Raw genomic sequence first — 22825 nt, 5'->3', positions numbered from 1 at the left:
TTTAGTACCTGAGTGAGTACATGGGCTGCTAAAGAATCACAGCCCATTTTAAAAATATATATGTACTGCACCATGCAGTAAAAAAATTGGAGTGCGTTATGCAAGCAACGATGGATCAAATGTCAGTTTGGATGTTGATTAGCCATGCCAGTGTGTTGGTAAAAGTAGTGATGTTGATTTTGGTTTTATCCTCAGTCGTAAGTTGGTATTTAATCGTGCGTCACGGCATGTTACTTCGTGGACAAGAGCAGCTTTGGAACCGCTTTTTAAAGAATTTTAGACAGCAAAAAGATCTCAATCTTTTACAGCAAGACTACCAACAGCCTGAACAACAAAAAGGAGTTGTCAGCATTTTTCAACATGGGGTTGATGAATACCATCAATTGATCAAAGATGAGCAACTTACTACAAGTGATGTAATTGATGGGGTAGAACGTCGTTTGCTCAGCAGCATCAGTGAAGAAGAAGAAAAGCTTCAGCAAAATCTTACCTTTCTCGCAACAGTCGGTTCAGTCAGCCCTTATATAGGCTTATTTGGAACGGTCTGGGGCATTATGAATGCGTTTATTGGACTGTCTGCCGTTGAACAGGCAACCCTAAATACAGTTGCGCCTGGGATTGCAGAAGCGCTGATTGCAACAGCCATTGGTTTATTTGCCGCTATTCCTGCGGTAGTGGCATATAACCGCTTTTCGGCACGTGCTGACAAGCTTTCCAGTCGTTATTACGGTTTTGCCAATGAGTTGCAAACGCGTATTTATCGTTTGTTGGGGCACACTGAGCGCGCTTCGCGTTAAGGAGCAACAGCCATGATTAAGCGTCCTCAAAAATTAAAACTCAATGCTGAAATGAATGTGGTTCCTTATATTGATGTCATGTTGGTGTTATTGGTGATTTTTATGGTGACTGCACCAATGTTGACGCAAGGCATTCAAATTGATTTGCCTAAAGTGGATGCCAATGTCATGCCCGCGTCACAACAGCAGCGTATTGTCACTCTATCTATTCAAGCCAATGGTCAGTATTACTGGAATATTGGATCAGAAGTGAATACCGAGAAAGTTACGGATCAGGCCATTGATTTAGCCACTATGCAACAAAAACTGGTTCCGATTATTCAAAAAGATAAAAGCTTACAGTTTTATGTACGTGCCGATCAGGATGCTGATTATCAACTGGTTGCACAGGCCATAGCATCCTTGCAAAAAAGTGGGGTAACGAACTTGGGGCTAGTGACAGAGGAACCACAATCATGATGACAACCGTTTCCAAAATTAGGTTTCGTGATCAAGGCCTAGCACTTTCGGTCACGGCTGGATTGCATATTGCGCTAATTGCATGGTTATGTACGGTTGAGATGCATGAAACATTGGCGGAACCCAAGCCGAAAACCATTCAATTATAATTTGTGCAAATACCCCCTCCAGCCAAACAACAACCTGAACCTAAAAAGCCTGAGCCGATAGTCGAAGAAAAACCCTTACATGAGCCTGTCAAGAAACAGCTTGAGAAACCTACTAAAATCCAACCGAAAACCACCAAGAAGTTTGTAGAGTCACAGAGCAACAAAATTGTACCTACAGCGTCTAAACCGACACAGCAAGTCGTGACGGAAAAGCAAACGGCAGTAGCGGAATCTCAGAAAACAGTAGATACGCAGTCTCAAGCGGATATACCAACTCAGACGAAGACCCAGAAATCAGGAGAACCTAAAGCACAAACTCATCCTGAATCATTTGATGTTAAAAATTATCAACCTGTTACAAAAATAGCACCAGCTTATCCTGAACAAGCTTTGGATCGTAAGCTGGAGGGGGATTGTACGGTGGTGTATAGCGTGAACGAAAAAGGACGGGTAGAAAATCCAAAGGCACAAGGCGACTGCCATCCGATGTTTGTACGACCTTCGATTCAGGCTGCTCTCACTTTTAAATATCAGCCTCGTCTCGTCGATGGCAAACCGACCAGTGTGTCGAATGTTAAAAATACCTTCCAATATCGTATTGAAAGTTAATTTTATGTACTAACTCAAACCAGAGCTGGCAGTCCATTCTTTCATATGTCTGTCTAGTTAAATTTGAACTAAATTCTTTTTAGCCTAAATCTTCTTTCTATCAAGAAACGTTTCAAATAGTGTCAGTCTACAGCACATTTTTCCTTGAAACGTTTTATGGAAACGTTCACAACCTACATATATTTAAGGGTTACTGCTTTTGTTTTTATGTGATTAATATTCTTAATGGCTAAATATAGGTCTTCATCATGTTGTTCTACTTGACTGAAAAACTTCGTGTCGATATCTATCAGAAGTCGGAGTATAGGTACGTTTTACGATTGATAGAACCGGTTTATTCAACTTAATGTCATCTCGTGCCATTTTAGCTTCCAAGCATTTAGTTGCTTCTTAAATAAAGTTCTTAAGATCATGTCGAGGTGATATGAAGTGAACAACACTTTTTGAATCAACTACACCATTCTTGCAAAATTCATTACTGATACGATGTTGACCTACTGGATTACAAAATCGTTGATGACCTTTGATGAGTAGTGAGGAATATTTTTTGGGTTATAAGCGTCATCTAAACTCGGGATTAATTCATCTATTTTCTTTGCTTGTATGAAATTACGTTTCAATTGCTCTTTTTGTGCAACAGGATCAACACCTTGATCGATGAGTAATAATAAACGTTTAGCTTCGGTACGCGCTTGTTCTAAGGTGTACACGGCATGCTTACCAATAGTTTTCCTTTTATTTAGGCCATTCGGCATGCGCGTTTCTATAAAATAAGTTTTAGACTGAGTAACTACAATACCAAAGCCAATGGTCATAGAGTCACGATAAAAAACCTTTTTTCCTGATGCTTCTAGAGGGAGACTATCGATAAATGTTTTTGTTAGCTTATGTCTTTGAGCCATTGCACTTTTTAACTGATTGAAACAATACACAGCAATATAGCACAATAATTTTAGAGCCTACCGTAATGCCTACTTTTGATGATTTATGCGGATTGAAGTGAACAGAGCGAGGGAGGAGTTCAGTTATAAGCTTATTGTTATTAAAATAAATAAAGTACTCCGAAGATGCCGCTGCATGTGTCGTTACCCTGAACCCGATGAGTTCAAGGTGGACGCGACGTATACTTGCTGGGTTTCCCACATGAAAGTGGGCATACACTCTAAATATACAGAACACATCCATAAGTTTAAGTATCGGCAGGGGAATAGACCCGCTGGCGAACACCTCAGAGTTGCCTTAAGTATAACGAATCTCACGCTGATGGCAACTCATACACCGCTACGAACTGTAAACAACTGGAGCAAGTGTTGATACTTTATTCAATTAAGTCGAGTTTAAACAAGTTCCGCAACGTCATCGATAATATTTGCCAGTAATCGTTCTGCGTGTGCATACTCTTGCAGTGTTTTATTCATCGACAACACTTCTTGCATTAACTCTAGTGCCACCATAATGATAATTTTACTGGGTTCTACCCGTGGCGCTTTACGGCGAAACTCATCATATTTATCATTTAAAAGCAGAGCTGCACGTTCAAGGTCGGCTTTTTCTTTTTCCGTTGTGACTAAACGAAAGCTATGACCTAAGACACGTAATTCAACGGTAATTGGTTCGCTCATGATTAAACTTCCTCGCCAGCTTCAGTAGGGTGGGCAAGTTGTTGAATTTCTTGCGCGTGATGATCTTGCTCTGTGCCTAAAATAGCCAAACGTTGGATGATGGCTTCGACTTTAGCTTTAGCATGCTCATTTTTTTGTAACAATCTTTCACGTTCTTGCTGAAGTGCTTGGATTTCTTGCTGAGCTTGACGCTGATCATTGTTCATTTTTTCTTTAATTGCACGTAATTCATTACGTTCAGCCAAGATTTCCTGAAAGCGATTTTTTAAATCCGTACAACTTTTTTCCAAACGACTATAACGATCGGCCAAAGCAGTCGCATCAGTGTTTAAGTGTTGATATTGGGTCTGAGCGCTGCTTAATTGCTCAGTTAAATCATCAATTTGTTCTTGTTTCTGGGTAATTAAGCCATTTTTTTGCACAACTTGAGAACGGTGCTGTTCTTCAGCATCCAGTTTAGCTGCATTTAAAGTGCTATTTTCACTTTCAAAATGAGCAAGTCGCGTTTTTAAAACGCCAATATACGCCTGTAGACGCTGTAATTCTTCTAACATATCGTGGTCGCACAGTGCTGCAAACAAAGGTAATATATAAGAAGTATAGAGATTGGATAAACGAATGCAAGACGATATTTCAGGTTGGTCAGAATGGCAGCCAAATTTTTCTAAAATTGAAGAGATTTCTAGCCCAAGTGAGTTACATGGTTTACTCACAGGTATCATTTGTGTAACTCAGGCACCGAGCCGTGAAGAGTGGCAACACATCCTCACGACTTTGGAAATTCCAGAGTTAAGCGAAGAAGCTTTGGCGTTGTTAGCCGATGAAGCAGAAGATGTCGCACATGCACTTTCTGACGATGAATTGGACTATTTACCATTACTTCCCGATGACACTCATACGCTGGCAGACCGTGTACAAGCTTTGGCGGATTGGTGCGCAGGCGTAGTGCTGGGCTTTGGTTTAGCGTCTGGTCATATTCGTCCAGATGAAATGGAACTGATCGAACATTTACAGGATGTGGCGGCAGTTGAGTTTGAAGAAACTGATGATAATGAAGAGGGTGAAGAGAGCTATCAAGAGTTATACGAGTTTGTACGTTTAATTCCTGTGAGCTTATCTGTAGGCCGCAAAAAGATTGCGGTTGAGGAAAGTTCTCTGCTTAAACACTTTCATAACAAGCAACAAATCGATCGTTCTGTAACAGAAGCGAACAATGTTGTAGAAATGTTTACGCCGCATCGCCCAAGCTAATTGGCATAAGACTTGCTGCGCGTACATGATAGGGTGCGCGTGGCACTTTATTCTTTGGTATAAAAAAGACAGATCAAACATGAAACTAACGCAAGTGGATTTTCAGGAACGCCGTGACCGTTTGGCTGCACAAATGGGTCCGAACAGTATTGCCATTATCGCAACCAGTCCAGTGGCGATGCGTAATCGTGATGCAGACTATAAATACCGTACCGATAGCAGCTTCTTTTATCTAACTGGTTTTGCTGAGCCCGAAGCCGTGGCAGTCATTGAAACCTTTGCCGAGGATGATGAAGACGGTTATAGCTACAGTTTGTTCTGCCGTGAACGTGACCGCGAGATGGAAATCTGGAATGGTTACCGCGCAGGTGTGGATGGTGCGGTAGACGACTATGAAGCTGACGAAGCGTATGCGATAGATTTGTTAGATGAAGAAATCATTGAAAAACTCTTAAGCAAAGAAAAATTATTCTATCGTATTGGGCAACAGCCCGAATTTGATGCGCGTGTAGCAAAATGGATCACGACGGCCAATGGCGAGTCACGTCGTGGGACTGCTGCACCTGCACAAGTGATACAGCTCGATCGTATTTTAGATGAAATGCGTTTGTTTAAATCAGAACAAGAAATTGCATTGATGCAAATGGCTTCTGATGTTTCTGCACAAGCTCATACTCGTGCCATGCAAACCGTTAAGCCAGGCATGATGGAATATGCTCTAGAAGCTGAGCTGAATTATGTATTTGGTCAAAATGGCTGTGTGCCGTCGTATAACAGCATTGTCGGTGGTGGTGAAAACGCTTGCATTTTGCACTATGTAGAGAATAACAAAGAGCTAAAAGATGGCGATTTGGTGCTGATCGACGCAGCGTGTGAATATGAATATTATGCTTCAGACATCACCCGTACTTTCCCCGTCAATGGAAAGTTCAGCCCTGAGCAAAAAGCTCTTTATAATGTAATTCTTGATGCACAACTTGCTGCAATTGACGCAGTGCGTGTAGGCAACTCATATAAAGAACCGCATAATGTTGCTGTTCGTATTTTAGTCCAAGGTCTACTTGATCTGGGGATTATGCAAGGTGATATTGAAGAGATAATCCAAAAGGAAAGTTTCCGTCAGTTTTATATGCATGGTACGGGACACTGGTTGGGTATGGATGTGCATGATGTGGGTTCATATAAGCAAGAAGGTGTGTGGCGTGCCTATGAAGAAGGCATGGTCGTGACGGTTGAACCGGGCTTATACATTGCACCTGATGATGAAACGGTCGATGCGAAATGGCGTGGTATTGGTATTCGTATTGAAGATGACATCGTAGCAACCCAAAACGGCCCACTGAATTTGACTGCGAAAGTGGTGAAGTCGGTAGAAGAGATTGAAGCGTTAATGGCGCGATAAATACCATTTACTGTATAAAAGCCGATCATGAGATCGGCTTTTATTTTTTATAAGGTGTTTATGGAGTTGTTAAATAGACAAGTAGAATAGTGTTCTTGCATAAGTCGTTTTTTGAACTGTATTGAAATCACAATGAAAGTTCCCTTTCCTTTTCAAAGGAGAGGGCTAGGGAGAGGATTTATATGAAGAATCATCCCTCATCCTGACGTTCTCACCAAGAGAAAAGTGACATTCAACACTCATTATATTGCCAATAAATGATCGTTTTTTTGACTTTTGCAATAGTTCTAATATTTATAAATAAAAAAATTTAGTTATTTCATCATCATTTTTATTCACAACAGAAATTAGGCAGCATGAAAGATTTATCTGATTTAAAGCATAGGATTCAGGCAAAGACGTTAGATTTAGTTACACAGAGAAATGGGGCTTCAGTGTATCAAGGGCAATCCTCTCAAGGAGAAGTCTTTATCAAAATAGCAAATAATCAAACGGCTAATGATCGTTACTGTGAAATCTTAGACGCTCTCAAAGAATTTCCACTAACACCAAAGGTATTAAATAAGTTTGAATGGGAAGGTTCTTCTATCCTTGTCATGAGTGCCATAGAAGGTAGGCAAGTCGATCAAGTATTAAAAAATTGTACGCGGGTACAGAAAATCTCTTTGCTTGGGAATGCAGGACGAGCTTTGGGCGAACTTCATCGTGCGCTTCCACAAACGCGCATATTGAATATGAGGTTCTGGCAAGATCGTGATGGCTTATCAACACATTGGGTATTGTGGAAGCAACAATTAGAATTAATGATCTCAAAATGGATGTCACGTATAAATCCATTGTCATCTGATTATCATGAGTTTTGCGACCAATTGAATCAGTTACGAAAATACGCTAAAGCGATATGTGAGCCGACACAGCTTCATTTACTGCATTGTGACTATATTGGTCGAAATATCCTTGTAGACAGAGAAAATCGGGTTTCGGGTATTATAGACTTCGAGGCTGCTCGTATTGGAGATGAGGTCTATGATTTAGCTAAAATTATTTGGGTGGATATAGATTTCTCTGATTTAGAATTACGAAATGCTTTTTTAGAGGGTTAGGTATGTACGTATAAGCAGACTGTGCCTAAAATGAAATTTCTATTCTATGTTGGCATTCAATGTCTTGCAGCAATCGCTTGGACAGATAAAAATCCTTCTGCTGATGGGACAAATGCTGTTTTTCGTGCTTCCGCAATTCGAACGTTGAGGATTGTGCTAAAGGAGCTAGAAGCACTTTGATTGAATTCTAATACTGTTTGTTATTCACCAATTAAAATGTCTGTTGTTATTCCAAAGTAGAAATGTCCTACCTTAAAACCAAATAGAAATGTCCTATATGGACATTTCCAAGTCAAGCACAGGATTTAGATTTCGTTGTTCAATCGCTGTTTTCTGTGCACGTCTGCTTGGCATCTTTTGAGAACGATTACGTTTGTTTTGCTGTTCCAGTTCTTCATGCTGTTGTTGGATATGATTCAGAACAGCACTCAACCGTTTATTCTCAACAATCTCTCGCTGATTCAGCTGACTTAATTTATCGAAGAGGCTGTAATTGATCTTTCGGCTATTATGCATGATGGCTACAGTACCATCCGGGTATTCCAGGAACTCAAGATACTTACCGATCAACCTCTGATTTTCTTCGGTGTTTTCCAAGAGATATACGCATTTATCATAAGTAATCGTCAGGCTATTCGTGACTCTGCGGGGTTCACGCCAGGTAAAAATATCATCTAATTGCTCGGCTGTTTCAGTGACAGAGCGGTGTAAGTTCTTAGGATTAAAGGCCATCTTTGCAAACTTGAGATTGAACTGCTCAATAAAGCAGGGCAACCACTTATTCGCATCTGCAATCGAACTGATACCTTCCAGACGCATCTCCTTAATCAGACGATCCTGAAGTGTCCTGTTGGCCCGTTCCACACGTCCTTTGGCCTGCGGTGAATTGGCGAAGATGATATCGATATTCAGGGTGCTGAGTACACGTCCAAACTGGGTAATCTTGGTGTCTTTCTTGCTGCTTTGATTCACTCTAAAGACTGAATGTTTGTCGCTGTAAAACGCTAAAGGCTTACCGTGCTGTTCGACATATAAACGTGTTGAAATCATATAGTCAAAAGTTGATTCTGACTCACAGAAGCGTAAATGCTGTAATTTGCCTGTGGCATCATCAATGAACACCAGTAGGCAGCATTTAGCAGCGCGTCCTTCAAACCAGTCATGGTGTGAGCCATCAATTTGGATCAGCTCACCAAAGCAATCCCGGTTGTAACGAGGCTGATACGGGCGCTTCAGGCGCTTGGATCGAGGAATCCATAAGTCAGCTGCAATCATCCAGGAACGCAGGGTTTCTACTGAAAGATCGAATCCATGCACGGTGGTGAGCTTTTCATGCGCTAAAGTGGGTCCGAAACCATGGAGTTGGTCAGAAATAATATTGAGGCATTTGAGTCTGAGTTCTTCAGGAAGTTTGGAATTGCTGATTTGGCCACGACCGGCATGGGCTAATGCAACTGGACCTTGGGCTTTGTATTTCTGCAGTAAGCGTCTGATCTGACGTTCTGAAATATGAAGTAGCTGAGCAGCCTGGGATTGAGTTATGCGTTGATCGCAGATTTCCTGCAAGACCGACAATCGTTTAAGTTCTTTATCCGACATAGACACCAACATATCAAACCGTCCGCTAAGGAAATCGCAAAAGTGCATATTCTAAAAGCGGACATTTTTACTTTGGAGAAACCGGACATTTCTATTTTGGAGTTACATCAATAATTTCGTATAAGGTGTATTATGTTAATTTTAGAAAATTTAAACATTTACCTTATAATTCAACTGTAGTTCATCCGCACTTCTCCCTCTAATGCCCCAGTTTTCTTTAGGAGTTTCAAATATAGTTATCTCAACATCATTTGAATCAATACCGCATAGATTGTTTATATTTTCGAATAGAGACCTAATAAATGCTTTTTTAGTCTCTTTTGTTCGTCCATCGAACATAGAAATTTCAATAATTATATAAGATTTACTGCGATCTACTGGATATACAAAATTCTTGGATTCTAGTGCGATAAAACGTTGAAACCTTTTCTCTTCAGGGTATTTTAATTCTTTAACTAAAGCCTGATGGATAGCTTTACTTAAATTATCACGATGTAATTCTATTGTTTCATTTAAAGCATAAATTTTTATCTGAGACATTACTTTCTCTAAATTAAAACCCTAATTTTAGCTTAGTTTCTCCCCTATTTAACATAATGGCGCTTATACGCATAACAGATGTAACTCCAAAATAGAAATGTCCGGTTTCTCCAAAGTAAAAATGTCCGCTTTTAGAATATGCACTTTTGCGATTTCCTTAGCGGACGGTTTGATATGTTGGTGTCTATGTCGGATAAAGAACTTAAACGATTGTCGGTCTTGCAGGAAATCTGCGATCAACGCATAACTCAATCCCAGGCTGCTCAGCTACTTCATATTTCAGAACGTCAGATCAGACGCTTACTGCAGAAATACAAAGCCCAAGGTCCAGTTGCATTAGCCCATGCCGGTCGTGGCCAAATCAGCAATTCCAAACTTCCTGAAGAACTCAGACTCAAATGCCTCAATATTATTTCTGACCAACTCCATGGTTTCGGACCCACTTTAGCGCATGAAAAGCTCACCACCGTGCATGGATTCGATCTTTCAGTAGAAACCCTGCGTTCCTGGATGATTGCAGCTGACTTATGGATTCCTCGATCCAAGCGCCTGAAGCGCCCGTATCAGCCTCGTTACAACCGGGATTGCTTTGGTGAGCTGATCCAAATTGATGGCTCACACCATGACTGGTTTGAAGGACGCGCTGCTAAATGCTGCCTACTGGTGTTCATTGATGATGCCACAGGCAAATTACAGCATTTACGCTTCTGTGAGTCAGAATCAACTTTTGACTATATGATTTCAACACGTTTATATGTCGAACAGCACGGTAAGCCTTTAGCGTTTTACAGCGACAAACATTCAGTCTTTAGAGTGAATCAAAGCAGCAAGAAAGACACCAAGATTACCCAGTTTGGACGTGTACTCAGCACCCTGAATATCGATATCATCTTCGCCAATTCACCGCAGGCCAAAGGACGTGTGGAACGGGCCAACAGGACACTTCAGGATCGTCTGATTAAGGAGATGCGTCTGGAAGGTATCAGTTCGATTGCAGATGCGAATAAGTGGTTGCCCTGCTTTATTGAGCAGTTCAATCTCAAGTTTGCAAAGATGGCCTTTAATCCTAAGAACTTACACCGCTCTGTCACTGAAACAGCCGAGCAATTAGATGATATTTTTACCTGGCGTGAACCCCGCAGAGTCACGAATAGCCTGACGATTACTTATGATAAATGCGTATATCTCTTGGAAAACACCGAAGAAAATCAGAGGTTGATCGGTAAGTATCTTGAGTTCCTGGAATACCCGGATGGTACTGTAGCCATCATGCATAATAGCCGAAAGATCAATTACAGCCTCTTCGATAAATTAAGTCAGCTGAATCAGCGAGAGATTGTTGAGAATAAACGGTTGAGTGCTGTTCTGAATCATATCCAACAACAGCATGAAGAACTGGAACAGCAAAACAAACGTAATCGTTCTCAAAAGATGCCAAGCAGACGTGCACAGAAAACAGCGATTGAACAACGAAATCTAAATCCTGTGCTTGACTTGGAAATGTCCATATAGGACATTTCTATTTGGTTTTAAGGTAGGACATTTCTACTTTGGAATAACATATTGAAATTTATCCTTCTTAATCAATACTTTAATTAAAGTTGTTCTAGTGCTCTGAACCCTAGAACGGCTTTTTATTGATTCTTCATGTTCCACGCCTACTATTTAATCAGAGCTCCAGATTTTTCATAAGTTTGCTTAAACAGTGTTCTGAACAAGTTTTGATGAAAATTAAAAAAACTGTCTTTTCAGAAATCATGGCAGGGCACTTTACTGTGAAAGTACGTAAAAACATCCATTTCATTATAAAAAAGAAAATCTTTGATGTAATATAAATCCATTAAAACTTATAGGTATTTGAAGTTTTTTACTTTAGGTACACCATAAAAAGGATAGAAGCATGCAACAAGAAGTCATCATAGTCGGTGGTGGTATGGTCGGACTGAGTCTGGCGTTGATGTTAGCGAAACAAAACATTGCGGTGAAACTTTTAGAGGCGATCAAATACCCAAATTATGATGATGTAAACCTTGCGCCATACCATTCTAGTTTTGATGCACGAAACAGCGCACTGTCTCGTCGTACAGTTCAAATTTACCAAGAACTGGGTTTATGGAGCGCTTTACAAGAACATGCAACGCCTATTTTTGAAGTAAATATCACCGAACAAGGTAGCTTTGGTAAAGCTCGACTCAAAGCAGAACAAGAAAAAGTCGAAAGCTTCGGGCAGGTCATCGAAAATGCATGGCTTGGTCGTGTGCTACTGACGGAAGTTCAAAAACAGCCATTCATTGAGCTGATTGATGGTCTGCAAGTCACTCAACTGACCCAAGATGCCGATATGGCCTACATAGAAGCGAGTCGTGGAGAAGAACAACTGTCATTACAAGCAAAACTTGTCATTGCTGCAGATGGACGTGATTCATTCTGCCGTAAAGCCTTAGGAATAGGCGCTTCGGAACATGATTATGATCAAGTCGCTATTGTGACCACGGTACAAACCTCAAAACCGCACAACCATGTAGGTTTTGAGCGTTTTAGTAGTTTAGGACCATTGGCACTGTTGCCGCTTCCAGGTGAATACCGTCGTTCAGTAGTTTGGCCTGTGAAAAAAGGCACAGAAGGTGAATGGTTGGGCGATGAAAATGATCAACATTTCTTAGATGCCTTACAAGACACTTATGGCGACCGTGCAGGAAAGTTTCAAAAAACAGGTAAGCGTTTTAGTTTTCCATTGTCACAAGTGCTAGCAGAAAAGCAGGCCGTAGGACGTGTGGTCTTAATGGGCAATGCTGCGCATACCATTCACCCCGTTGCGGGGCAAGGTTTTAACCTGTGCATGCGAGATGCGCACGTTTTGGTCCGTTATTTAACGGAGCAAATTGCGCAAAATGCCGACTTGGGCGATGCTGAGATATTGCAAGCCTATGAGGCTTCACGTTTGACCGATCAACAACGCGTGATTAAGTTCTGTGATTCGGTGGTGCGAGGCTTTAGCAATAGCAATCCAATCTTAAAATTTATTCGTAATACTGGTTTGGTCGCGTTTGATACGATTCCAGGCATTAAACCACTCGTTGCCAACTATGCCATGGGGCTAAAAGCATGAGTCATGTTCAAACTGATGTTTTAGATGTGGTGATTATTGGCGGTGGTTTGGTTGGTGGACTGACCGCCTTGCTTTTGGCACAAGGCGGTGTGCAAGCTACCGTATTGGATGCTGCACCTATTTTAGATGAACACAAGACCTTAAGTGTTGCAAACCCACGTGTCTTGGCACTCAGTCAAGCGACGATACACCTACTTAAAACCGTTGATGTTTGGGATAAAATTGCCCGCCAGATGCCGTATAGTGGCATGCAGGTGTGGAATAAAAATGGCTATGGTGAAATTAACTTTGGTCATGCGTCCAAGCAGGAACCACAAGGCGAACAAGCCCTCGGTTCTATGGTTGAGCCAAGTTTGCTTAATTTAGCGATTCAACAGCAGATGCTTGCTGTACTCAACGATTACCGCACCCAAGTTAAAGTTGCGCGTGTCGAAGAAGGTGTTGGGATGTGGTATATCCATTTGGCCGATGGTACGGTGTTGAAAACCAAACTGGTGATTGGTGCTGATGGTGCAAACTCTTTTGTACGGGAACAAGCGTTTATCGATATCGATGTGCTGGATTACAAACAGGCTGGTTTAAGCTGTGCCATTCGTACAGCTCAGCCTCATCAACACGTTGCACGTCAGATTTTTTTAGAAACGGGGCCTTTAGCATTTTTACCAATGGCAAGTTTAAAACCAGAGCAAGCAGGGCATTGGCAGTCTATAGTATGGACGCTCCCCGATGATTATGCAGAAGAATATGCTGCACTTTCAGATGCTGAATTTACCCAGCTGTTAACGCGAGAAAGTCATCACATGTTAGGCGAAGTGTTGGAAGCGACACCGCGTGCCACTTTCCCACTCAAAGCACGTGCTGCACAGCAATATGTTAAAGCGGGCTTGGCTTTAATTGGTGATGCGGCTCATGTGATTCATCCCTTAGCAGGACAGGGGGTGAATATTGGTTGTCTTGATGCGGCTGTACTGTGTGATGTATTACTACATGATCTAGCACGTGGCGTGTGGGCACATGAGCAAACACTGAAGCGTTATGAACACCGCCGTAAAGGACAAAATGATGCCATGATGCATAGCATGTCTGCCATCGGTTGGATGGAAACCACACAACTCTTTCCTTTGGTATGGGCGCGAAACTTTGGTTTGAAACAGGTTGAAAAACTGCCTGTATTAAAAGATGCTTTTATGGCACAGGCCAATGGTTTAGGGTTGCTCAAAGAGACGCGTTATGCTGTCTAAGAACGGAAGTGTCATTTTTTAGGCAGTCGTAAAATAAGATTACGATTTTGATTAAAAAAGATACGATTTTCCGTTGAATAAGACTATGCGAAAGGCTGAGAGCTTGTTAAATTTCAACATAATTGGAAACCAGTAATTCATGGGAACCTAAAATGTCATTTGTGGGGAGATTAAGATGACTGATTCAAATGATTATGATGATGTAGAAGACTCAGCAGTCGACGAAGACGAAGCTCAAGCAGCGGAAAAAGGCGCATCAGATTCTTCTGATAATGCTGCAAGTGATGGTGATGTTGCCGAAGCTGAAACACTTACGGTGACTGCAAAATTAAAACAACGCCAAGCACTTGAAGACGAAGTTGCGGCATTCCTTGCTCGCGGTGGCCGAATTACTGAAGTGCCAACAGATGAGTCTGCGAAAGACTAATAGAGTTAAAACACCACGCCTGACGTGGTGTTTTTTTTTGTTTTTTTAAAACTGATGTCCAAGTCACTTGTGCTTGAATGAGTCCTGTATCGTCGTTAATTGTTGTGCTAGACGAATGGTAGAGAAAAGGACTACTTTTTCAATAGACAGGCTATGCCTGTGATGATTGCGCCAACTGTGGCTAAAAGCATGTCTTGATGCGCGTCCCAAATATCACCTTGTTGCCCATTGTAGTTTTCAGCATCTTCAGGCGATAAGCCCATCGCAATAAACCATTCAATCCATTCGTAAATGAGGCTACTTGCCATCACAAATTGAATGACCAGCAAGAATAGGGTGAGTTTAGAAAGTTGGGGTAACCACACTTGAAACAGACGATAGAAAAATGGGTAGAGCAGTAGACCGTACGCTAAATGTACAAAGCGATCATACATATTACGTGTCCAACCGAAACTCTGGTTGATGTCTAGATTTAAATATTGGATTGACCATTCATTGTAGGGCACATAAGAATACAGATAATGCGCACCGAGTATATGAATCAGCAAAAAACCAATATAAAGCCTAAAACTGATTAAGCTGAGCCCCATTTTATAGAGGCAAAGGATCAGCGTCACCAACATGAATACGGTTCCGACCTGATGCAAAATATAAGAGCTGAGTTCAAGGGGGTGGATCGATGCGAAAGCAATGGCGACAGCGAGTACAATGAGCGCAATCCAATGCGGCTTTTTCAGTTGATAGTCAATGTGAGCTTTCGTTGTTGTACTTTTCAAGATTGTCATCATTTTTATTGGTTTTTCAATTATGCATCTAGGATATTCTTGTTTGCATTATAGATAAAAAAGCGAAGCCGAAGCTCCGCTTTTTTTCAATTTCTAAAAATTAGATTTTAGAAATTAAGTCAGCAACTTGTTTTGCTTGTTCAGCTGCGTTACCTGTATAGGTTGCAGGTGTCATTTCCGCTAAACGTGCGCGGTCAGCAGCAGGCACAGCTTCAAGTTCATTACCATTGACGAAGTCAACCATCATGTCACGTGTCATGGCTTGACCGCGAGTTAATGCTTTTAGTTTTTCGTATGGTTTTTCAACGTTGTAACGACGCATTACGGTTTGAATTGGTTCAGCTAGAACTTCTTGCGCATTGTTCAAGTCTTCATCAATACGTGCAGCATTGAGTTCAAGTTTACCAATGCCTTTTGAACAAGCTTCAAAAGCGATCAAGCTTTGTGCAAAACCAACACCCATGTTACGTAGTACAGTTGAGTCTGTTAGGTCACGCTGCCAGCGAGAAATTGGAAGTTTTTCGCCAAGGTGTGCCAGTACTGCATTGGCTAAGCCTAAGTTACCTTCTGAGTTTTCAAAGTCAATAGGGTTTACTTTGTGTGGCATCGTTGAAGAACCCACTTCACCATCTTTGAGTTTTTGCTTGAAGAAACCAAGCGAGATATAACCCCAAACGTCACGGTTAAAGTCGATCAAAATCGTATTGAAACGACGTAAAGCATCAAATAGTTCCGCCATGTAGTCATGCGGCTCAATTTGAGTGGTGTACGGGTTAAAGCTCAAACCTAAAGACTCAACGAATGCTTGTGAGTGTGCAGGCCAGTTGATGTCTGGGTAAGCAGAAAGGTGAGCGTTATAGTTACCTACCGCACCGTTAATCTTGCCTAAAAGCTCAACTTGTTTGAATTGTTTGATTTGGCGCGCAAGACGATAAGCTACGTTTGCCATTTCTTTACCCAAAGTGGTTGGGCTTGCCGTCTGACCATGTGTACGAGACAACATAGGTTGGTCAGCATGCTTTTCAGACAATGCCACGATTGAGTCAATGATTTGCTGCATAGATGCAATCAATACATCACGACCACTTTTCAGCATTAATGCATGAGACAAGTTGTTGATGTCTTCAGACGTACATGCAAAGTGAATGAATTCACTCGCATTTTTAAGCTCTTCGATGCCTTCAATTTTTTCTTTCAGGAAGTACTCAACGGCTTTAACGTCATGGTTCGTGGTACGTTCGATGTCTTTAATACGGTTGGCGTCGTTTTCAGAAAAGTCAGCAACAATTGCATCAAGTGCAGCATTGGTCGCAGCACTGAAAGCAGGCACTTCAGTGATTTCTGGACGGTTTGCAAGCGCTTGTAACCAACGCACTTCAACAGTCACACGAGCATGGATTAAACCAAACTCAGAGAGGAAAGGACGAAGCGCATCACATTTGCTAGCGTAGCGTCCATCTAATGGAGAAAGTGCGGTTAAAGCGTTCATAGCGATTCCTTAAACTTTGGAATTAAACGTAAAACTAAAAAGCCCGTCGATCATGTGTTAAATCACCTGATACTGTAAACGAGCGAGATCTTGAATATCTTTGAGCAATTTGCGTTTACTAAACACCATGCCCCATGAACTTCCACCGAGCTGACGCCATAAATGTGCCATTTGTAAGCCAGTAAAGAGGGACGCACGAATGCGGTTGGTATGCGATGAATCTTTAAATGCTTCTGCATTGCCCCGCACCATAATGCGTGGGTTAATTTGCCCAGCAGTGTCGACATAGGTTTGTGCGAGGTTGGCAATGATGCTTGGGTGTAAATAGTTATTATCGAAAAAAGAAAGCTGTCTTAAGATTTTTTGTTGGGACTGTTCAATAATTTCAACGAATTTGGGGTTGCTATACACTTTCTTTTCGAGTTGTAAGAGTGCCATGGCATAAGTCATGGGAAGTTTAGCAGTGGATAATTTGGGAATTCGAGTTTTTGGTGAGGTATTAAAGGGTTGGGTAATGCTACTTTCTAAGGTTTTTAGTCCTAAGGAGATGTCCGCCAGCTGATGAAAAAAGTCTAAAGTTTGTCCGCTTTGGTTGCCCTTCGGTCGGATATTTAAACTGGCTTTAATCAACTGTTCTAAATAGAAGTTACCGCTTTCCCCAATACTTTGCTGACCACTCAAGGCAGTCATATGCGTCAGTTGCGCGGACTGAAAAACAGCCGCTAACGCCAAAGCTCTATTTTGACGATCGTTCAAAGTTTGAGGCTGTTGAAACGGTAACTCAGCCATGTCTTAAAATCCTTTAAATAAAATCAGGTTTAGGAGCATTGGTATGATGAATCACGCCACCGCCTAAACAAACTTCACCTGAGTAGAATACGACACTCTGACCCGGAGTCACGGCACGTTGGGGTTCATCGAACTCAACACGTACGCCACCTGGGGTAGTCGGATCATTAAAGATCACACAATCTTGGTCATCTTGGCGATAGCGCGTCCGAGAGGTACAACGGAAACCTGTTTCAGGAATCTGCATTTCACCTGCGACCCAGTCAATCGTTTCACTCCAAAGCGCAGTACTTTGCATCAGTGGATGTTCATGACCTTGACCAATCACCAAACGGTTGTTTTCAATATCTTTATGTAGAACGAACCATGCGCCTTCAGCCACACCTTTCAAACCACCAATACCAATACCACCGCGTTGACCGAGCGTATAGTACATTAAGCCGTGATGTTCACCAACCTCTTTGCCATCATCTAAGACGATTTTTCCAGCTTGTGCAGGTAAGTATTGTTTTAAGAAGTCATTAAAACGACGTTCACCAATAAAACAGATGCCTGTTGAGTCTTTTTTCTTCGCTGTGACTAAGTCATATTGTTCCGCAATTTTACGCACTTCAGGCTTTTCAATTTCCCCTACAGGGAACAACGTCTTATTAATTTCACGGCCATGCACAGCGTGTAAAAAATAGGTCTGGTCTTTGTTTTTATCTAAACCACGCAGTAAAGGTGCGTATTCCTCACCTTTAGAGTTGGTCATAGTTTCGCCGCGACGTGCATAGTGACCAGTCGCAATAAAGTCTGCGCCCAGTTGCATAGCATGATCTAAGAACGCACGGAATTTGATTTCTTTATTACATAAAATATCTGGGTTTGGAGTACGGCCTGCAGCATATTCCGCTAAGAAATGCTCAAATACACGATCCCAATATTCCATAGCAAAGTTAGCGGTGTGTAGCTTAATCCCTAGTTTGTCACAGACCGCTTGAGCATCGGCTAAGTCTTCCATAGCTGTGCAGTATTCCGTGCCGTCGTCTTCTTCCCAGTTCTTCATGAAAAGACCTTCAACTTGATAACCTTGTTGAAGAAGAAGAGCAGCAGAAACAGATGAATCTACACCACCCGACATACCGACGATGACACGTTGTTGCATAGGACTAGGCATCCAAACTTGAAATAAGGGGAGAATTTTGGTGCTCATAAACGAGCGATAAAGGATATTTTTGACCCGCGAGTGCGTCTTGAACCGCTTTAATCACCAATGGACTACGTGCACGGGCCGTTTCGAGTAGTTCATCCAAAGTCATCCATACTGCACCCACGATACCTGTATCGAGTTCAGCGGTTGAACTGTGATGAAGTGACTGCGCTAAAAAGCAGAAACGATAATACGTGCGATCTGGAAACATGGGTGGTGTATAGGTATAAATGCCCAATAACGCATCTATAGACACTTCATGTCCAGTTTCTTCCATAGTTTCACGAATGGCAGCTTCGATGAGTGTTTCACCTGATTCAACATGGCCTGCAGGCTGGTTAAATACAGTGTGTGTCACACCCGCAGTATGCTCTTCTACAAATAGAAATTTTCCGTCTTTTTCAACAACAGTTGCGACGGTGACGTGAGCTGTCCAAGCGGTCATATAAAAGCACCATGGGGTAAAAGGGCTATTCTACAAAATTTAGCCGTGCGTGGCTATGGAGATTTGCTTTGGTTTGAGAAGTGTTAGGAAGCGGTTAAGAAAATAAAAAATGACAAAAGGGCGCTTGTAAGGTAACACCACATAGACATTATACAGCATCGACAAAATATCATGAGGCAGAATGCAAGCCAAGCGAGTGCTGAAATTGGGTTGGTCTGGGGGAAATTTATCGTTTAAATATTTGTCTAACCCAATTTGCCAATTAACTCCACCAATATCTAAGTATATGAAAGAAAATAGGTGCAGAAAAGCAAATAGAATCAATGCGGTCTAGCATTCCGCCATGGCCATGAATGAGTTGTCCCCAATCCTTAACACCACGATCACTTTTAATCGCAGACATAACGAGGCCGCCAAAAAAGCCAAAGATACAAACAACCAATCCAATACAAGCAGCTTGAACATAGCTAAACGGTGTTAACCAAGCCATTGCAGTCCCTAAAGCTGTGGCTAAGAAAATACCACCGAGTAGGCCTTCGACTGTTTTTGATGGGGATAAAACGGGTGCAACTTTGTGTTTGCCAAATAATTTTCCACACACATACTGTAACACGTCAGAGGCTTGAACCACCATAATTAACCAAATGGCTAGCCAAATCGGTTCACCTTTAAACTCTGGGAGTTTCAAATTCAACAATGCTGGAACATGTGAAATACAGAATACGCTGACCATGAGCCCCCATTGAATTTTTGAACTACGTTCTAGAAAATGGGTGGTGTCTTCTTGTTTTAAGCTGGCAATAGGAATTAATAAAAATACATAGAGCGGAATAAAGATTGAATACAGGCCATACCAGTCGGTATAAATCAAATAATATTGATAGGGAATAACAAAATAGAATGCAATCAGTAATGGAAAATAATCGCCCCGTCTGGTCGGCAGTAAGCTAATGAACTCACGTAGGGCAAACAAAGAGATAATTCCAAATAATACAATAAATGCGGTTTTTCCGAGTAAAATTGCAGCAGCAATCACGATGAGCATGACCCACCATGCATTGATTCGTGCATTTAAGTTATCGATAACTGGTGAAGATTGAGAGCCTGCTTTTTGTTTGAGAATAAAACCAACAGTTGAAGCAAAAACTAAAATGCCTGCAAAAATAGCAAATAGGGCATAGGTTTTATTAAGGTTGTCTAACATCATTGATTTTCAACCTCTTTTAATTTTAATAATTGTTTTTGCGCATAATCTATAAAGATGGCCTTATCCATGTCTAAATGTTGCTCTAAAGGGCAACCAAAACATACGGTAGAAAGCAAAGGTAGAGGGATAAATGCGCCTTTGGGCATAACCCGTCTTAAATTTGAAATCCAAACGGGAACAATTTCAATGTCTGGAAACTGTTTGTGCAAATTATATAAGCCACTTTTGAAGGGTAGTAATTCAATATCATCATTTAGATTGCGCGTACCTTCAGGGAAAAAGATAATCGAGTAACCTTGTTCAAGCGCATCTTTAACGGGTTGTAATGGATCAGTATGATCATCTCGGTTACGCTGAATCGTTATACCATTGAAGGTATCTTTAATAAGGAATTGGCGAAAGCCATCTTTCAGCCAATAATCAGAAGCAGCCACAGGCTTGGTTTTCCGTCGCATGATTGTCGGCAAAGATGACCACAGCAGTATAAAGTCGATATGGCTATTGTGGTTGGCGTAATAAATACGCTGTTTGGGCACAGGCTGGCAACCGATCCATAAACTACGTGTACCCGTTAGCAGACGCGCTCCACGCCGTGTAAAAAATGCAATTAAACGGGCGATAGAATGAGTCGCAAAATGACTTTGAGGTTGCTCTAAAGCTGTTTTTTTCTCGTTTTGAAGCGGAGTTTTATTCATTGCATAAACCAATTTTATCAATAATTTCAATGGACTTTTAGCCAGTAGAAAGAGGTTTATTGTGCCAATAATTTATAAATTAGAATCATTAGAACTATATATTGTATAAACAATACAGTTATTTGCAGTTTAAACAAACGGAAACAGCCTGCAAAGCGCAAAGACCAATCTCGACCCACTTTCGATTTTGGTATGAGCTTAAATTGCAGTAATGAGTGATCAAACTGTTGCGTTAAGTCTTCGATGGCTACTGTATTAGATTGTTGCGCAATCACTTCAATGAGTTCAGCATCAAATTTCAACCTGAGTGCTAGGTAATGCTGTATCGCCATCAAACCGAAACATAAAAAAATTAATATCCAAAACTCAAGAGATTGCCAGCTTTTAAGTAGTATAGCCAAAATAGTTAAGACAAACGCGATATAGCCTGAAAATAACAAACCATACGTTGTAGATAAAAGTTTTGCCGCCACATAAAAGTGCATTTTCATGAGGCCGATCCTTTGAGTTTTAACTGATAAGTATTGAGATTTTTGATTTGTACGTCGTTCAGTCTAACCCATGGTCTAGCGGATTGAACTATTTGAATGGCCTCATTTACCTGTGTTGCATGCTGCTGTTGCATAAGCCAAGCGCAGAGAATAGCGTTACTTCTGGAATAACCCAGCGCACAGTAAATTAATACATGCTGTTGTGTGCTCTGGCTTGAAGCTGCTGTCATTAATTGGTTGAACACTTCAACCGCATGTTGAAGTTGGTCGGCCTGTAAAGGAATTAAGTCTAAACTTGAGTATTGAAAATATGAATTTTTTGAATTCACTGGCAACTCTGCAACACAATCAAAAACGGCCTGATATTTTTGTGTTGTAGAACGTGTTGGGATGCGCCCTAAAAAAATGGTCGTGTTTTCAATTTTTAAAATTTGAGAGTCTTCGGGATGTTTCTTTGTCCAGATTCGACTGTTCAACCACGCAAAGATTAGGTAAGGGGCAAATAACATTGTAGCGGCAATGCTCAAACTTCCATCTGCTTGCTTTTGGAAGAAATGAGGGCGAACTAAATAGTAGCTTAAAGCAATGCCAAATAGACTGATTGCTGGATAAAGTAACCATAATCCCCAAGGTTGGAACAGATAGGCCAAGATTAGGAAAAGTAATGTGCCGCATAGGTAATAACTGCCTAACTTTAAATGCTTTGGCGTTAAAGTCTGCAAACCATCTTTTTTAAAGGGTGATTTTGCCGTAATCGGGAACAACCAAAGACATAATGCGCCTACCAATAAACCTGTTGGGATATCGATAAAATGATGTTGCCATGTGGTGAGTACCGATATGCCAATTAAAAATGACCAAAGGTCGACAAAGTATTTCCACTGACCTGAGCTGTGTCTGCGGAAGAAGTCCCAAAGGATGACCAATAAAACGATATGGAGAGAAGGTGCTTGGTTAAAAGGTTTATCAAAACCCATCAAAACATCAAACCATAGGCCAAAAAAGCCATCTAAAGGTGGTCGTTCAAAACTAAATTTGAGTGGAAAAAGAAGAAAGCAACTGATTGAAATTAGCTGTGCGCTAAATAGCCGAAGTGCATGCTGTTTCAGCTCAAATTTATTCCAACATAACAGCAAAGATAGACCGTAAAAAAGATCAATGGACCAATATGGCACGATGCTCCATGACCAAAGCGGGATGTGTTTTTCCCAGTCATAGACAATACTCGGCACATTGGGCAGTTGCGATGCATAGTGATTTGCAAATCCATAAGTGAGAAAGAAAAACGGTGCAAGGAAAATCAAACACAGGATTCCCCATTTCCAAGTGCCTGTTTCTTTTTTCAGTATTTGCATAAAACGTCCACAGATTATTATTTTAAAGTTTTACATGGATGACATGATTCAAAGACTGATCATGTCATC

The 22825-nt window shown here is 41.3% G+C and carries 25 protein-coding genes and 1 other RNA gene; 11 read left to right on the top strand and 15 right to left on the bottom strand.

The window, feature by feature from the left end; all coding sequences use genetic code 11:
• Positions 1–98 precede the first annotated feature (98 nt).
• From tolQ to F986_RS09015, 4 genes are read left to right on the top strand one after another with little or no spacing between them, the layout of a single operon-like run.
• The gene (gene tolQ, locus F986_RS09025; RefSeq protein ID WP_004694253.1) at positions 99–797 is read left to right on the top strand and encodes a protein TolQ; all 699 of its coding nucleotides are present in this window, start codon (positions 99–101) and stop codon (positions 795–797) included.
• A 12-nt stretch (positions 798–809) separates the two neighbouring features.
• Positions 810–1256, top strand: a complete 447-nt coding sequence (gene tolR / locus F986_RS09020) for a protein TolR (protein ID WP_004694251.1) — start codon at positions 810–812, stop codon at positions 1254–1256.
• Entirely contained in the window at positions 1253–1405 is a 153-nt protein-coding gene (locus tag F986_RS18420) for a hypothetical protein (RefSeq protein WP_004694250.1), read from the top strand. Before tolR ends, F986_RS18420 begins: the two co-directional genes overlap by 4 nt.
• Positions 1406–1408: 3 nt before the next feature.
• The gene (locus F986_RS09015) at positions 1409–2014 is read left to right on the top strand and encodes an energy transducer TonB (protein ID WP_004694247.1); all 606 of its coding nucleotides are present in this window, start codon (positions 1409–1411) and stop codon (positions 2012–2014) included.
• 494 nt (positions 2015–2508) lie between these two features.
• On the opposite strand, the gene F986_RS09010 is transcribed toward F986_RS09015, so the two are convergent.
• From F986_RS09010 to F986_RS09000, 4 genes are all read right to left on the bottom strand, one after another.
• Positions 2509–2916 (bottom strand): Arm DNA-binding domain-containing protein, encoded by a 408-nt coding sequence (locus F986_RS09010; RefSeq protein WP_004694246.1) that lies wholly within the window; start codon positions 2914–2916, stop codon positions 2509–2511.
• Positions 2917–3068: 152 nt separating this feature from the next.
• A non-coding RNA gene (gene ssrS / locus F986_RS17875) (6S RNA) lies at positions 3069–3252 on the bottom strand.
• 99 nt (positions 3253–3351) lie between these two features.
• Positions 3352–3636, bottom strand: a complete 285-nt coding sequence (locus F986_RS09005) for a cell division protein ZapA (protein WP_004694243.1) — start codon at positions 3634–3636, stop codon at positions 3352–3354.
• A gap of 2 nt (positions 3637–3638) precedes the next feature.
• Positions 3639–4190 (bottom strand): hypothetical protein, encoded by a 552-nt coding sequence (locus F986_RS09000; RefSeq protein ID WP_004694242.1) that lies wholly within the window; start codon positions 4188–4190, stop codon positions 3639–3641.
• Positions 4191–4254: 64 nt separating this feature from the next.
• Between F986_RS09000 and F986_RS08995 the strand changes: the two genes are divergently transcribed.
• The 3 genes from F986_RS08995 to F986_RS08985 all read left to right on the top strand — a co-directional run bounded on the left by F986_RS08995 (position 4255) and on the right by F986_RS08985 (position 7392).
• Positions 4255–4887 (top strand): UPF0149 family protein, encoded by a 633-nt coding sequence (locus tag F986_RS08995; RefSeq protein WP_004694240.1) that lies wholly within the window; start codon positions 4255–4257, stop codon positions 4885–4887.
• Between the two features lie 79 nt (positions 4888–4966).
• The gene (gene pepP, locus F986_RS08990; protein WP_004694237.1) at positions 4967–6289 is read left to right on the top strand and encodes a Xaa-Pro aminopeptidase; all 1323 of its coding nucleotides are present in this window, start codon (positions 4967–4969) and stop codon (positions 6287–6289) included.
• A 356-nt stretch (positions 6290–6645) separates the two neighbouring features.
• Entirely contained in the window at positions 6646–7392 is a 747-nt protein-coding gene (locus F986_RS08985) for a phosphotransferase family protein (protein WP_004694235.1), read from the top strand.
• Positions 7393–7665: 273 nt separating this feature from the next.
• On the opposite strand, the gene F986_RS08980 is transcribed toward F986_RS08985, so the two are convergent.
• Complete coding sequence (locus F986_RS08980) at positions 7666–8991, bottom strand: ISNCY family transposase (RefSeq protein WP_080631517.1); 1326 nt, start codon at positions 8989–8991, stop codon at positions 7666–7668.
• Between the two features lie 150 nt (positions 8992–9141).
• Positions 9142–9531: a tautomerase family protein gene (locus tag F986_RS08975; protein WP_004694234.1), complete on the bottom strand. Its 390-nt coding sequence runs from the start codon at positions 9529–9531 to the stop codon at positions 9142–9144.
• A gap of 186 nt (positions 9532–9717) precedes the next feature.
• Here F986_RS08975 and F986_RS08970 point away from each other — a divergent pair, with 186 nt between their 5' ends.
• The 4 genes from F986_RS08970 (at position 9718) to F986_RS08955 (ending at position 14308) form a co-directional block, all read left to right on the top strand.
• A complete protein-coding gene (locus F986_RS08970; RefSeq protein ID WP_080631517.1) occupies positions 9718–11043 on the top strand; it encodes an ISNCY family transposase in 1326 nt (441 codons plus the stop codon).
• 388 nt (positions 11044–11431) lie between these two features.
• Positions 11432–12640 carry a 2-octaprenyl-6-methoxyphenyl hydroxylase gene (gene ubiH, locus F986_RS08965; RefSeq protein WP_004694232.1) on the top strand — a complete coding sequence of 403 codons (1209 nt, stop codon included), beginning with the start codon at positions 11432–11434 and terminating at the stop codon, positions 12638–12640.
• Complete coding sequence (locus F986_RS08960) at positions 12637–13881, top strand: FAD-dependent monooxygenase (RefSeq protein WP_004694231.1); 1245 nt, start codon at positions 12637–12639, stop codon at positions 13879–13881. The genes ubiH and F986_RS08960 overlap by 4 nt, the downstream gene beginning before the upstream one ends.
• 175 nt (positions 13882–14056) lie before the next feature.
• Positions 14057–14308 carry a hypothetical protein gene (locus tag F986_RS08955; RefSeq protein ID WP_004694228.1) on the top strand — a complete coding sequence of 84 codons (252 nt, stop codon included), beginning with the start codon at positions 14057–14059 and terminating at the stop codon, positions 14306–14308.
• Between the two features lie 131 nt (positions 14309–14439).
• Here F986_RS08955 and F986_RS08950 read toward each other — a convergent pair whose 3' ends face one another.
• From F986_RS08950 to F986_RS08910, 9 genes are all read right to left on the bottom strand, one after another.
• Positions 14440–15096 carry a DUF2238 domain-containing protein gene (locus tag F986_RS08950; protein ID WP_004694227.1) on the bottom strand — a complete coding sequence of 219 codons (657 nt, stop codon included), beginning with the start codon at positions 15094–15096 and terminating at the stop codon, positions 14440–14442.
• A 97-nt stretch (positions 15097–15193) separates the two neighbouring features.
• A complete protein-coding gene (gene purB, locus F986_RS08945) occupies positions 15194–16582 on the bottom strand; it encodes an adenylosuccinate lyase (protein WP_004694225.1) in 1389 nt (462 codons plus the stop codon).
• Between the two features lie 57 nt (positions 16583–16639).
• Complete coding sequence (gene hflD, locus F986_RS08940; RefSeq protein ID WP_004694223.1) at positions 16640–17371, bottom strand: high frequency lysogenization protein HflD; 732 nt, start codon at positions 17369–17371, stop codon at positions 16640–16642.
• A gap of 13 nt (positions 17372–17384) precedes the next feature.
• Positions 17385–18518, bottom strand: a complete 1134-nt coding sequence (mnmA, locus tag F986_RS08935; RefSeq protein ID WP_004694222.1) for a tRNA 2-thiouridine(34) synthase MnmA — start codon at positions 18516–18518, stop codon at positions 17385–17387.
• 4 nt (positions 18519–18522) lie between these two features.
• On the bottom strand, positions 18523–19008 hold the full coding sequence (locus tag F986_RS08930; protein ID WP_004694219.1) for an NUDIX hydrolase: 486 nt from the start codon (positions 19006–19008) through the stop codon (positions 18523–18525).
• 262 nt (positions 19009–19270) lie between these two features.
• Positions 19271–20215, bottom strand: a complete 945-nt coding sequence (locus tag F986_RS08925; protein WP_004694216.1) for a phosphatidate cytidylyltransferase — start codon at positions 20213–20215, stop codon at positions 19271–19273.
• A complete protein-coding gene (locus tag F986_RS08920; protein ID WP_004694214.1) occupies positions 20212–20910 on the bottom strand; it encodes a lysophospholipid acyltransferase family protein in 699 nt (232 codons plus the stop codon). Before F986_RS08920 ends, F986_RS08925 begins: the two co-directional genes overlap by 4 nt.
• 56 nt (positions 20911–20966) lie before the next feature.
• Positions 20967–21401: a hypothetical protein gene (locus F986_RS08915; RefSeq protein ID WP_004694212.1), complete on the bottom strand. Its 435-nt coding sequence runs from the start codon at positions 21399–21401 to the stop codon at positions 20967–20969.
• Positions 21398–22756: a phosphatase PAP2/dual specificity phosphatase family protein gene (locus tag F986_RS08910; protein WP_004694211.1), complete on the bottom strand. Its 1359-nt coding sequence runs from the start codon at positions 22754–22756 to the stop codon at positions 21398–21400. The genes F986_RS08915 and F986_RS08910 overlap by 4 nt, the downstream gene beginning before the upstream one ends.
• Between the last annotated feature and the right edge of the window lie 69 nt (positions 22757–22825).

This window comes from Acinetobacter johnsonii CIP 64.6 (genome assembly GCF_000368045.1).
Lineage (GTDB): Bacteria > Pseudomonadota > Gammaproteobacteria > Pseudomonadales > Moraxellaceae > Acinetobacter > Acinetobacter johnsonii.
This window is presented reverse-complemented; position numbering and strand designations above follow the sequence as displayed.